Here is a 13,049-nt window from a genome sequence, read left to right on the forward strand (position 1 = left end):
ACCATGAATAACAGCAACTCATTTGATGTCGTCATTGTGGAAGATGAACCCCACCTTGCTGGTTTGCATCGCGATTTCATTGAGCAAAATTTTCACCTGCGCGTCGTGGGAATTGCCGCGACACTTGAGCAGGCGCGATCCCTGCTTGAGTTACATCAGCCACGACTGATATTGCTCGACAACTTTTTGCCGGATGGCCAGGGGGTAAATTTGATAGACAGCCCGCTGCTTAAGAGCTTCGACTGTTCGGTGATTTTCATTACTGCTGCCAGCGATATGCAAACTTGCAGCCAGGCGATGCGATGCGGCGCGTTTGACTACATCATTAAGCCCGTCTCATTTCACCGCCTGCGCAGTTCGCTGGAGCGCTTTATGCAACTGGTCAAAACGTTGCGTCATGTGAAGACGGTTGATCAGAATGCGCTGGACCGATTGTATAACCTATCCGCCATCAATGCGGCCTCAGCCCCTTCCACGAAGGGAATTGAGCCGAACACGCTGGAGAAAGTTCAGCGCATTTTTACGAGCAGACCTGATATCAGTTGGTCGGTAGAACAAGTGGTAGAAGAAGTAGGGATTAGTAAAACCACCGGGCGCCGTTATCTCGAGTATTGCGTGGAGATGGGTATTATCGGCGTCGAGATGCAATACGGAAATATCGGTCATCCGCGACGTCTGTACCGCAAAATTGGTGGATAACGCCTACGGCCTATCCCACCGCCAACGGTGGGTAAATGCATATTTTTGTAGCGTGAATCAGCGTAGCGTCATCCGATATAGCCGCACGCTTTCGCGGTTTTAATGGTGTTAATTGCCTAAAAAAAGCCCCGAATCACAATTCGGAAAGTTAAAAAACTCCCCCATTGTCTGTCAAACCCCATGCGCTATGTTGACTATTAGTTACCCAAACGAAGCTAAAGGTTAATAATAATGTTAAATAAAATACATCTCTCTGTAATCACTACCGCTGTACTGATGTCCTGCTCCGCAATGTCTGCACTTCCTCAAGGCTACCCGGCTGACTACCAAAAAGTCGTTGATGCGGCGACTAAAGAAGGCAAAGTGGTCATCTATTCAACCACCGATACCAAAGCCGCGGGCCCGCTGATTCAGGGGTTTGAGGCTACATACCCAGGTATTAAAGTTGAATATAACGATATGAACAGTACCGAACTGTATAACCGTTATATCAGCGAACAGGCAGCGGGCGGCACCAGCGGCGATGTGGTCTGGAGTTCTTCGATGGACACCGCGCTGAAACTGGCTGTCGACTATGCACAGGAATATAAATCCCCTGAGCAGGGTCAATTGCCGAAATGGGCTGTGTGGAAAGACAAAGCCTACGGAACAACTTACGAGCCGGTAGTGTTTATCTATAACAAACGTTTGATTCCGGCGAATGAAGTGCCAGATTCCCACACCGCTCTGGCAAAACTTATCGCCAGCCAGCCTGATAAATTCAGCAAAAAAGTCACCACTTACGACATTGAGAAATCCGGTCTCGGCTTCATGCTTTCTGTACAGGATTTCAGAGCCGACCCGAATTATTTCAAAACTCTGGCTGATATCGCTAAAGGCGGCCTGTCTGTGCAGTCGTCCACCGGCACCATGATGGAGAGGGTCTCATCAGGCGAAAACCTGATCGGCTTTAACATTCTGGGTTCCTACGCTGAAGCCCGCGCCAAAACCGACCCGTCTCTGGGAATTTCCTATCCGAAGGATTACACCCTGGTGCTGTCGCGCGTGTCGTTCATCAGTCAGCAAGCGCAAAACAGTAATGCCGCGAAACTGTGGCTGGACTACGTTCTGTCTGAAAAAGGGCAAAGCATCCTGGCCAATCAGGCAGACATCCCGTCCATCCGCAACGATATCGAAGGCAAAAATGATATCGACGGCATGACGAAAGTGTTAGGCAGTGCACTCAAACCAATCCCTGTGGATGAAACGCTGTTGGAATATCTGCAACAGAAAAAACGTCTGGATTACATCAAACAGTGGCGCACTGCCGCAGCTAAGTAAATTTCCCCTACGCATTTCACGCTACAGGTAAGTTGACTGCACTCGCTCACCTGAATCACTTACTCGAGTAAGTGATTCAGGATTTGCTCGATTGCCGCCTGCCTGTAGCGCGAATGACTGGGGTAAATCAGTCGTTGAAAAAAGGAAGTCGTATGAGTGCATTGCTAAGAAAGTGGCAGAGCCTGCCACGCGGCATTGTGGTGTTAATAACAGCGCTGGTTATCTACATACCGCTGTCGTTCATCGTGATACAAAGTTTCCTCTCTGCACCGTTCTTTTCGCCGTCAAAAGAGTGGAGCCTGGAATCTTTTGGCTTCATCTTTACCGATCCTGATTTCTACAGGGCACTGAAAAGCGGATTTATTCTGGCCATCGGCCTTGTGGTTATTGCCATCCCGTTGGGTGGAATTCTGGCGTTCTTGATGGTGCGCACCGATTTGCCAGGCAGACGTTTGATTGAACCGCTGATCCTGGTGCCTATTTTTGTCTCGCCGATGGTTCTGGGGTTTGGGTATGTGGTTGCCGCCGGGCCGGTAGGGTTCTTCTCGTTGTGGGCCCAATCCATTCTTGGTTTCGTGCCGTGGAATATCTACGACATGTCGAGCATCGTGGTAATCGCCGGGCTAACGCATGTCCCACACGCATATCTCTATATTTCCTCAGCACTGCGCAGCGTGGGGTCTGATGTCGAAGAAGCTGCTCGTATAGCCGGTGCTTCGCCGTTACAGGTAATGACCGCCGTGAGTCTGCCGATGGTGCGCCCTTCTATTTTGTACGCCACCGTGTTGCTGTTCTTCCTTGGGCTGGAAGTGTTCGGTCTGATGCTGGTGCTGGGCGACCCGGAAGGCAATATGGTTCTGGCCACTTACCTCTATCAGTTGACCAATAAACTCGGCACGCCTTCCTATCACCTGATGGCCGCGGTTGCCGTGGTGCTGATTTGTATCACCATTCCCTTGGTGATGTTGCAGCGTCGCCTGATGCGTACCGCTAACCGCTTCGTAACGGTTAAAGGCAAAGCATCACAGGCACGTGCATTGCCACTGGGGAAATGGCGCTGGGTAGCCGGTGCGGTAGTGGCATTCTGGCTAACAGTGACTATCGGTGTACCGTTAATTGGCGTAATGCTGCGCGCGTTTATTTCTAACTGGGGCGTAGGCGTATCCATCTGGGATGAACTGTCGCTTCAAACTTTCCGCACTATCTGGGAGCAGCCAAACCTGCTGCGCGCCATTGTTAACTCGATGGCGATTGGTGTTATTGGCGGCGCACTGGCTGTTGCCTGTTATCTGTTTATCGGCATCGCTATGCACCGCAAACCAGACAACATCACGCGTTTCCTCGACTACAGCGTGCTGGTGCCACGCGCGGTTCCAGGGCTATTGGCGGGTCTGGCATTCCTGTGGGTTTTCCTGTTTTTGCCGATGTGGCTCGACAATGCACTCAAATCCGGCTGGCTTTCCGGAATGCCGTGGTCGCAGTGGTTGCGCGATAACCTGGTGGTGTGGCTGCGTTCGTTGCGCAGTACCATTTTCAGCGTCTGGCTGGCTTATACCGTCGTATGGATGGCGTACGGTCTGCGGTTGATTTCCTCAACGTTGCTGCAAGTCGGGCCAGAACTGGAAGAAGCTGCGCGCAGCACCGGTGCGACACGCGGGCAAATCACTCGCCACGTCACTATTCCGTTATCGCGCTACGGCCTGATTGGATCCTGGTTGCTGATGTTCCTGATTTTTGAGCGCGAATATTCAACCGGCGTGTACCTACTTGCGCCAGGCACAGAAACCATCGGCTCAATGCTGGTTTCCCTGTGGGCCGCCGGAGCCATTGATATTGTTGCCGCTCTCTCGTTTATTAACATCCTGCTGGTGGTGGTAGGTCTGGGGATTGCCCTTCGTTTTGGAGTCAAATTGCATGATTGAATTAACGGTCGAGAACCTGCACTTAACCTACGGTGATAATCCGGTACTAAAGGGTGTTTCCATGAATCTGAAACGTGGCGAAGTGGTCTCTTTGCTCGGGCCATCAGGCAGCGGCAAAACCACATTATTACGCGCCGTTGCCGGGCTGGAAAAACCCACCCAGGGCACGATTACCATTGGGCAAAACAAAGTTTACGACGGCACACCGCGTAGCGAGATCCCTGCTGAAGAGCGCAACCTTGGGCTGGTATTTCAGTCTTACGCACTGTGGCCGCACAAAACCGTATTCGAAAACGTGGCCTATCCGCTGAAGCTGCGCAAAGTCGCTGCCGCTGAAATCACTCAACGCGTACAAGACGTGCTGAACCAACTTGGTCTTGGGCATCTGGGTAAACGCCATCCGCATCAACTCTCTGGTGGTCAGCAACAGCGCGTAGCGATTGGCCGAGCGCTGGTCTACAACCCGCCGGTGATTCTGCTTGATGAACCACTATCAAACCTTGATGCCAAATTGCGTGAAGAAGCTCGTGTATTCCTGCGCGAGTTGATTATCAAATTGGGCTTGTCAGCCCTCATGGTCACGCACGATCAGAATGAGGCGATGGCGATATCTGACCGAATTTTGTTGCTTAATAACGGCAAAATTGAACAGCAAGGTACTCCACAGGAAATGTACGGCTCACCAAAGACCCTCTTTACCGCAGAATTCATGGGCAGTAACAACCGTCTGCACGGCAAAGTCACCGAGGTGCGTGATGGAAAAGCGCGTATCGAAGGCAAAGGCTGGATGTTGTGGGGACAAGCTGGTGAAGGTGTGCTAAGTGGTCAGGAAGCGACGGCTGTTATCCGCGTGGAACGCGTAATACTGGTTGAAGGCCCTGGCGAAAACCAACTTGAACTCCCGTTGCTGACCAGCATGTATCTTGGCGATCGCTGGGAGTATTTGTTCCGTACTTCGGGCGATGATTTTGTCATTCGCGCCTATGGCACCAGCCTTCGCGATCCCCAGCACTGCCATCTGGCATTACCTGAGGAACATGTCTGGATTTTCCCTAAATCCTGATGCTTGCCGGGAGCAGTGATTAGCTGCTCCCGGCACTAATTAATTCTGTAGTCATAAGCTGCGCAATTTACTGCTGTATTAGAACGTCTCTATCAAGCTCATGTATCATCAGCAACTTACGCATTGCTTTTCATTTCGTTATTGGTTTAAATCACCGCGCAACAATCTAAAGCCGCGGCTAATATATATTTTCCATGATGAAAACAAAATATTTTGTCAAAAAAATGTGAACACGATTAACAATAAAATGCTTTAGATAAACACATCATTACTTAATGAAACTTGTCTTTATAAAATAAAACATCGTTAATGGCAGGATGTTTATTTTATATATCAACAAGTATTTCTTTTTGTGTGCAACAGGAATAAATGTGGAAATAAATCTCTTTCAGGTTTTATCAACGATCGCATTAGCGATTGAAACCAGTGCACCTGAATTGAACGGTCATCATAAACGGACGGCGTTCATCGCTAATGAACTGGCGGCTGAGCTCAAGCTAGTGCCTAAATACCGCGAAGATGTTTTTATTTCTGCATTGCTGCATGATATTGGTGGTCTGGTAAAGAAAGATTATTTAATCGCCATCGATGATCAAGAACCTTATAGCCACGCTCATGCAACCTATGGTGCTTCCATTTTTAAGATGGTTCCTTTATTGGCGGATAAAGCATCAATCATCCTCCATCACCATAGGAAATGGGGTTATGGGCAGGGTGAGTATCAGGATGATGAGCGCATTCCGTTCGCCAGCCATATCATTTACCTGGCTGACCGCATCGATATTCAATATCTTAAATTAAGAAATAGTGGGCATGAGTCGCCAGTTGAACGCTGCGTTGAATTGATAAAAGATGAAGTAGAAACACGTTTTCATCCGTTAGTCGTTGATGCATTTCTTCGCCTGGCAAATAAAACCTATTTTTGGCTGGCATTAACCAGACCATTGCCATTACATCTCTTGAGAATGTACTCACCGATAGCTGATAAAACAATCAGCCTCGATGAGCTAATGGATTTTGGCTTATTGCTGAATACCATTATTGATATGCATTGTAATTTCACTTGTCGCCACTCACTGCACGTGGGAATTGTTGCCAGATTTCTTGCTCAGAAATGCCATTATTCTGAAGTTGAGTGTAAGAAAATTGAATTGGCAGGCTATCTGCATGATATCGGGAAACTGGCCATTCCGATGAGTTTATTACACAAAGAAGGCAAACTTGATGATGCAGATATCGCGATATTAAAAAGCCACAGTTATCATACCTTTGAGCTGCTTTCATCCATCGACGCTATCACCGATATCGCGCGTTGGGCAGCACTACATCATGAGAAACCCAACGGTTATGGTTATCCATTTAGTCTGGCTGGTGATGAGATTGGGCAAGAGTGTCGGATAATTTCGGTAGCCGATGTGTTTGTGGCACTCACTGAAAACCGCCCATATCGCTCTGCAATGCCTGCGAAGAGAGTGAGCGAAATCCTTCATCAGGAAGCCGAAAATAATTCTCTTGATAGCGAACTGGTTAATATTTTACTAGAACACCGACAAGAGGTGATGACTCTTACTGATAATATGGATTTGGAACATTCGTATTGATAGAGTAAATAGCGCCTATACTGTTAACTGCCAGATATATCCAGCTAGCTTAAATATGGGCGCAAGCAATATTTCGTCTGCAATTACAGCCTGACTCTAAATGGCATATATATCTTATTGATTCAATATTTTTTGCTGAATTGGTTCGCCATGATACTTTTCGTATATAGCATTTAACTTTCCATTTTTAATATTGGTTTCAATCCACGCATTAAGTTTTTCTTTTAACTCAGGCTGGTTTTTTGCAGCCCAATCGCCAAATCAAAAACGGTCAGCGTCATCTTAGCGTTGACTCCTGCGCCATGCCGCGATGACTGAACGCAAACCAGCATACGCCTAGTGCAATCAATGACTTCTGCTCGCTATGGCGTGACTAAAAGCGTCGATGTAACAATATCCGCTTTACCCGTTTGTAGAGGATTTAAAAAGTGCTGGTTGCAGGACTGGTGGGTGGAGCGTTGATGATGAAAGGGTAAGTCTGGAGTGATAAGCGACAGAAATGAAAAAGCCCCAGCTTATTTCTAAGCTGGGGCTAAAATGTTGGTGGAAGCGTAGAGATTCGAACTCTAGAACCCTTTCGGATCGCCGGTTTTCAAGACCGGTGCCTTCAACCACTCGGCCACGCTTCCAACGAGGCGAACTATAAACATACCCAAACTGCATGTAAAGAGTGATTTTGTTCGTTCGCCTGAAAAATCATCAAATCTGGTTTATTTGTTTGAAACACCAACAAACAGAAACGAAAAAGCCCCAGCTTATTTCTAAGCTGGGGCTAAAATGTTGGTGGAAGCGTAGAGATTCGAACTCTAGAACCCTTTCGGATCGCCGGTTTTCAAGACCGGTGCCTTCAACCACTCGGCCACGCTTCCAACGAGGCGAACTATAAACATCCCCATACTTCATGTAAAGCACGATTTTGTTCGTTCGCCTGATTAATCACCAATTCGGTATTGTTTGGGCAAAACTCCAACAATTTGATTGGTTTAATAGCAGAAATCATTGTGGGTTTAGCCGCCCACAATGAAATGCGCCCTAGTGTTTTTTGATAAACATATCTTTGGTGTAGTAGAAACCAAGATTATTTGGCGCGTATCCACCAACATAAGGTTTCACTAACTGGACTAAAACATAGTGATAAACGGGAATCGCTGGCACATCTTCCGCCAATTTATCCTCGGCCTGTTGGTAGAACTTGCCGCGCTGGGCAACGTTGTCTGCCTTCGCTGCATTTTTCAGAGCGTCATCAAAAGCAGCATTGCTGTACTTCGAGGTGTTTTCACTATCGCCTGTACGGAAGTTATTCAGGAACGTCGCCGCATCGTCGTAATCAGCAATCCACGCATAGCGCACCACGTCAAAAGTCCCGTTGTGCATGGTATCAAGCATCGTTTTCCATTCCTGATTTTGCAACTTCGCTTCAACACCCAGATTTTTCTTCCACATTGAACTGGCCGCAATCGCAATGCGCTGATGTGATTCAGAGGTGTTGTACAACAGATTAAAACTCAATGGGTGAGACGCATTAAATCCAGCCTCTTCCAGTAGTCTTTTGGCTTCAGTTACACGCTTTTCATGGCTCCAGGACGCATAGTCAGGAGATTTTAGTTCGACACCACCGATGTTTTTCTGACTGATAACCCAGGCAGGGATCTGCCCCTGACCTAATACTTTCTCAGCGATAATGTCTTTATCCAACGCCATATTGAGCGCCCGGCGAACGCGCGGATCATTAAATGGAGCTTTGGTTGTATTGAACTGGTAGTAGTAGGTTGCAAGCTTCGGTGTCACATGGACCTGATCCGGAATAGATTTTTTTAATGAAGCAAACTGTGTCTGTGGGACGGTTAAAACAATATCTATTTCACCTGCTTTATAGCGATTGATATCGGCAGTTTCGGAAGCAATGGGTAAGTAAGTCACTTTATTAATAACGGTGTGGCTATCGTCCCAATAGTTTTTGTTACGCACCCCAATGACTTTTTCGTTTACCACCCAATCAGAAAGTGTGTATGGCCCACTACTCACAAAATTCGCGGGCTGTGTCCATTTGTCGCCGAACTTTTCTACGACTGCTTTATCAACAACCACCAGCGAGGTGTGTGCAAGCATCGCGAGGAATGCAGCGGTAGGTTGAGTTAGCGTCACTTGCAGAGTCGAATCATCTAACGCTTTAACGCCTAACGTATCAGGGGATTTTTTCCCTTCCGCAATATCTGCCGCATTTTCAACATGCATATTGCCGAGATAGCTCGCATAAGGTGATCCTATTTTGGGGTCAACCAGACGCTGCCAACTCCAGACTACATCTTCAGCGGTGATCGGCTCTCCATTGGACCATTTAATGTCAGGGCGAAGATGGAAAACCCAAACCGTACTGCTTTTCTGTTCCCATTTTTCAGCAAGCCTTGGTTCAATCGAACCATCGTTGCGTACTTCTACCAAACCTTCAAAAAAGTCACTGATAATACTCGACTCAACACTGCTTTCGACTTTATGAGGATCAAGCGAGGCGGGCTCACTGCCGTTGTTACGAACTAATTCCTGTTTTGCTGCCAACTCTGTTCCTGCTGGCACATTGGCAGCCCAGGCTCCAGAAATTGCACACGCTACGCCAATAGCGACAAACGATCTGATAATTGTGATGTGGTTATTTGCTTTCATTAAACACGCCTTATTTGAGTTATTAACGACGGTAGGGTTAACACTCTTAGCATTCGAAATGATTAAAGCAATAATTTTCAGCCACATATAAGTGAGTTTTATGACAGATATCGAATCTGTGAATTAAATCAGAGCAAGGTAAAGATGGGTAAAAGGGCTTCCTTGCAATAAAGGAGGCTATTATTCTCAGTCACCATATACACCTGTAATAAGAGAGAGTTTCTGAATGGATCGCATAATTACTTCCTCGCGTGACCGTTCGTCACTGCTAAGTACCCACAAGGTACTGCGTAATACCTATTTCTTGCTCAGCCTGACGCTGGCGTTCTCTGCGATTACCGCAACCGCAAGCACCGTGTTGATGCTGCCATCTCCAGGTCTGATTCTGACGCTGGTTGGTATGTATGGTCTGATGTTTTTAACTTACCGTCTGGCTGATAAACCGACGGGTATCCTTGCTGCCTTCGCGTTCACCGGGTTCCTGGGGTACATCCTCGGCCCAATGCTTAATTCCTACATCTCTGCCGGTATGGGCGATGTGATTGGGATGGCATTAGGCGGTACGGCGCTGGTGTTCTTTAGCTGCTCGGCTTATGTGCTGACCACCAAAAAAGACATGTCCTTCCTCGGCGGTATGCTGATGGCAGGCGTAGTCGTGGTGTTGGTGGGTATGGTTGCGAACATCTTCCTGCAACTGCCTGCTCTGCATCTGGCAATCAGCGCGGTATTTATTCTGATCTCTTCTGGCGCGATTTTGTTTGAAACCAGCAATATCATCCGTGGTGGTGAAACCAACTACATCCGCGCAACGGTGAGCTTGTATGTTTCCCTGTACAACATCTTTATCAGCCTGTTGAGCATCCTGGGCTTCGCAAGCCGCGACTAATCGTTGCTTGTTCCCTATCCAAAGCCTCGCTATCGCGGGGCTTTGTTTTTTCTGATACTCCAAAATTTGCTACACTGCCGCTAGTTTGTCTGGAGCAAAGAATAATTATGTTGATGTTTGAAGGCCGAGAAATAGAAACAGATGCCGATGGCTATCTGAAAAACAGCCAGGAGTGGAGTGAGCCGCTTGCCGAAGCAATCGCCGCCAATGAAGGTATTACCCTTGCAGTTGAACACTGGGAAGTAGTGAGATTCGTGCGCGAGTTTTACCTCGAATTTAATACCTCCCCGGCGATTCGTATGTTAGTCAAAGCGATGGCTAACAAATTTGGCGAAGAGAAAGGCAATAGCCGCTATCTGTACCGTTTGTTCCCAAAAGGGCCGGCTAAGCAGGCAACAAAAATTGCTGGCCTGCCAAAACCAGTGAAGTGCATTTAGTAGCGAATACTGAAATCGCTCCATTGGCAATCGGGTTGATGCGGCTCAGTCAGCACTTTATCGACCCGAGCGCTGCGTGGCCCTCCCGCTTTTAGCCACGCGATAAGTTTATCAACCTGCTGCGCTTCGCCGCAGGCTAATATCTCAACGCTACCATCATCCATGTTACGGGCATAACCGGTTAATCCCAGTTTTAACCCTTCACGCTGGGTGCTGTAGCGGAACCCAACCCCCTGAACCAGGCCGTGGACCCAGGCAAGTGTGCATACTGTGGCCATAACTTCCTCCGTTTCGGGTTCTTGCGTTGCATTTAGCCGGTCTAACCCGGAAAATGGCGCCAAATTCTTAGCAAGAAAGCATAGCAAATTATGAGTGTACGTTTAGTGTTAACCAAAGGGCGCGAAAAATCGTTATTGCGCCGTCATCCGTGGGTGTTTTCTGGTGCTGTTGCACGCATGGAAGGCAAAGCCAATCTCGGTGAAACAATTGATGTTGTCGACAGCAATGGCAAATGGCTGGCACGCGCCGCTTATTCACCATCTTCGCAAATTCGTGCACGCGTCTGGACTTTCGATGCTAATGAAAGCATCGACATTGATTTCTTCACTCGTCGTTTGCAGCAGGCACAGGTCTGGCGTGAATGGCTCGCGGCTCGTGACGGACTGGATAGTTATCGTCTGATTGCTGGCGAATCTGATGGTTTGCCAGGTGTGACGATTGACCGCTTCGGCAACTTCCTTGTGCTGCAATTACTTTCCGCTGGCGCGGAATATCAACGCCCTGCGCTGATTGCTGCTTTGCAAAATCTCTATCCAGAATGCGCTATTTACGACCGTTCCGATGTTGCGGTGCGTAAGAAAGAAGGAATGGAACTGACGCAAGGTCCAGTCAGCGGTGAACTCCCACCTGATTTGTTGCCAATCGAAGAGCACGGCATGAAGTTGCTGGTCGATATTAAAGGCGGCCATAAAACGGGTTACTACCTTGACCAGCGCGATAGCCGCTTTGCAACTCGCCAGTACGTGAAAGATAAGCGCGTGCTGAACTGCTTCTCTTACACCGGCGGTTTTGCGGTTTCCGCATTAATGGGTGGCTGCAGCCAGGTTGTCAGTGTTGATACATCTCAGGATGCATTAGATGTTGCGAAGCAAAACGTTGAGCTGAACAAACTCGACCTGAGCAAAGCTGAATTCGTGCGTGATGATGTATTCAAACTGCTGCGCAAATACCGCGATCAGGGTGAGAAGTTCGACGTTATCATTATGGATCCACCAAAATTCGTCGAGAATAAGAACCAGCTGATGGGTGCCTGCCGTGGCTACAAAGATATCAATATGCTGGCAATTCAGCTGTTGAATCCGGGTGGCATTCTGATGACGTTCTCATGTTCTGGTTTAATGACGACAGATTTATTCCAGAAAATCATCGCTGATGCCGCCGTAGATGCCGGGCGTGATGTACAATTTATAGAGCAGTTCCGTCAGGCCGCCGATCACCCAGTGATCGCCACCTACCCGGAAGGGCTGTATCTGAAAGGGTTTGCCTGTCGCATCATGTAACTTGAATTACAAAAACTTGCCCGCACATTAATGGCAGGTAATGTTTCTCAGGAGGTGACTATGATTGCCAGCAAATTCGGCATAGGCCAGCAAGTACGACACTCTTTGTTGGGTTATCTTGGGGTAGTGGTCGATATCGACCCGGAATATTCTCTGGATGAACCGGGAGAAGATGAACTGGCCGACAATGATGTCCTCCGTAGTGCCCCCTGGTATCATGTAGTGATGGAAGATGATGATGGCCAGGCCGTGCACACCTATCTTGCTGAAGCCCAGTTAAGTGGGGAGTCACAAGACGAGCATCCCGAACAACCGTCGATGGATGAATTGGCGGCTTCGATACGGCAACAGCTTCAGGCACCTCGCCTGCGTAATTAGCAAAAACCCCGCAATCGCGGGGTTTTTATTATTTAGCCAGACCTAGTCTCGGGATTTCAATCGCCGGGCATTTATCCATCACCACGTTTAAACCGGCATCTTGTGCAAGGACAGCAGCTTGCTCATTAATCACGCCTAACTGCATCCATAACGTTTTGGCGCCAATGGCTATCGCTTCGCGTGCCACTTCCCATGCTGCTTCCGAATTTCTGAACACGTCGACCATATCAACTTTCTTAGGGATTTCCGCAAGTGAGCCATAACCTTGCTGCCCTAGCAGGGTTTTACCCGCCACTTTTGGGGACACCGGGATCACTTCATATCCTTGATCGAGCAAATACGCCATCACCCGATAGCTTGGGCGATCTGGCTTATCACTGGCACCGACCAGCGCAATTGTTCGGGTATCTTTTAGAATAGTTTCGATATCAGCCTGTTTCATCACTCTCTCCGCTGGGACTCAGTAATCAAAAGTGTATGCCATCCGTTACTGTCTCACCATCTTTCCCATACGCAGGTAGTA

12 protein-coding genes and 2 tRNA genes are annotated in these 13,049 nt (G+C 48.1%); 9 read left to right on the forward strand and 5 right to left on the reverse strand.

Features of this window, described 5'->3' with window-relative positions; all coding sequences use genetic code 11:
- The first annotated feature begins 3 nt into the window (after positions 1-3).
- The 5 genes from AC0IXI_RS15950 to AC0IXI_RS15970 all read left to right on the forward strand — a co-directional run bounded on the left by AC0IXI_RS15950 (position 4) and on the right by AC0IXI_RS15970 (position 6,605).
- Complete coding sequence (locus AC0IXI_RS15950) at positions 4-699, forward strand: response regulator (protein ID WP_471682756.1); 696 nt, start codon at positions 4-6, stop codon at positions 697-699.
- Between the two features lie 231 nt (positions 700-930).
- Complete coding sequence (locus AC0IXI_RS15955; protein ID WP_471682757.1) at positions 931-2,019, forward strand: ABC transporter substrate-binding protein; 1,089 nt, start codon at positions 931-933, stop codon at positions 2,017-2,019.
- Between the two features lie 152 nt (positions 2,020-2,171).
- On the forward strand, positions 2,172-3,941 hold the full coding sequence (locus tag AC0IXI_RS15960) for an ABC transporter permease (RefSeq protein WP_232903916.1): 1,770 nt from the start codon (positions 2,172-2,174) through the stop codon (positions 3,939-3,941).
- Positions 3,934-5,004 (forward strand): ABC transporter ATP-binding protein, encoded by a 1,071-nt coding sequence (locus AC0IXI_RS15965; protein WP_413497862.1) that lies wholly within the window; start codon positions 3,934-3,936, stop codon positions 5,002-5,004. Before AC0IXI_RS15960 ends, AC0IXI_RS15965 begins: the two co-directional genes overlap by 8 nt.
- A gap of 371 nt (positions 5,005-5,375) precedes the next feature.
- Positions 5,376-6,605 carry an HD-GYP domain-containing protein gene (locus tag AC0IXI_RS15970; RefSeq protein WP_413497863.1) on the forward strand — a complete coding sequence of 410 codons (1,230 nt, stop codon included), beginning with the start codon at positions 5,376-5,378 and terminating at the stop codon, positions 6,603-6,605.
- Between the two features lie 541 nt (positions 6,606-7,146).
- Here AC0IXI_RS15970 and AC0IXI_RS15975 read toward each other — a convergent pair.
- The 3 genes from AC0IXI_RS15975 to AC0IXI_RS15985 all read right to left on the reverse strand — a co-directional run bounded on the left by AC0IXI_RS15975 (position 7,147) and on the right by AC0IXI_RS15985 (position 9,266).
- Positions 7,147-7,234, reverse strand: a tRNA-Ser gene (locus tag AC0IXI_RS15975).
- A gap of 152 nt (positions 7,235-7,386) precedes the next feature.
- Positions 7,387-7,474: transfer RNA gene (locus AC0IXI_RS15980), tRNA-Ser, on the reverse strand.
- Positions 7,475-7,637: 163 nt separating this feature from the next.
- Positions 7,638-9,266, reverse strand: coding sequence for an ABC transporter substrate-binding protein (locus tag AC0IXI_RS15985; RefSeq protein WP_471682758.1), 1,629 nt, complete (start codon positions 9,264-9,266; stop codon positions 7,638-7,640).
- A gap of 226 nt (positions 9,267-9,492) precedes the next feature.
- Between AC0IXI_RS15985 and yccA the strand changes: the two genes are divergently transcribed.
- A complete protein-coding gene (gene yccA, locus AC0IXI_RS15990) occupies positions 9,493-10,152 on the forward strand; it encodes an FtsH protease modulator YccA (protein ID WP_034456301.1) in 660 nt (219 codons plus the stop codon).
- Positions 10,153-10,259: 107 nt separating this feature from the next.
- The gene (gene tusE / locus AC0IXI_RS15995; RefSeq protein ID WP_064517637.1) at positions 10,260-10,589 is read left to right on the forward strand and encodes a sulfurtransferase TusE; all 330 of its coding nucleotides are present in this window, start codon (positions 10,260-10,262) and stop codon (positions 10,587-10,589) included.
- Here tusE and yccX read toward each other — a convergent pair.
- Complete coding sequence (yccX, locus tag AC0IXI_RS16000) at positions 10,586-10,867, reverse strand: acylphosphatase (protein ID WP_064517635.1); 282 nt, start codon at positions 10,865-10,867, stop codon at positions 10,586-10,588. The genes tusE and yccX overlap by 4 nt on opposite strands.
- Before the next feature lie 90 nt (positions 10,868-10,957).
- On the opposite strand from yccX, the gene rlmI reads away from it, so the two are divergent.
- Together rlmI and hspQ are read left to right on the forward strand one after the other, a co-directional pair.
- Positions 10,958-12,148, forward strand: coding sequence for a 23S rRNA (cytosine(1962)-C(5))-methyltransferase RlmI (rlmI, locus tag AC0IXI_RS16005; RefSeq protein ID WP_134183542.1), 1,191 nt, complete (start codon positions 10,958-10,960; stop codon positions 12,146-12,148).
- A gap of 60 nt (positions 12,149-12,208) precedes the next feature.
- Positions 12,209-12,526, forward strand: coding sequence for a heat shock protein HspQ (gene hspQ / locus AC0IXI_RS16010; RefSeq protein WP_471682759.1), 318 nt, complete (start codon positions 12,209-12,211; stop codon positions 12,524-12,526).
- 28 nt (positions 12,527-12,554) lie between these two features.
- On the opposite strand, the gene AC0IXI_RS16015 is transcribed toward hspQ, so the two are convergent.
- Positions 12,555-12,968: a CoA-binding protein gene (locus AC0IXI_RS16015; protein ID WP_064517615.1), complete on the reverse strand. Its 414-nt coding sequence runs from the start codon at positions 12,966-12,968 to the stop codon at positions 12,555-12,557.
- Between the last annotated feature and the right edge of the window lie 81 nt (positions 12,969-13,049).

The organism is Buttiauxella sp. AC038, from assembly GCF_979253565.1.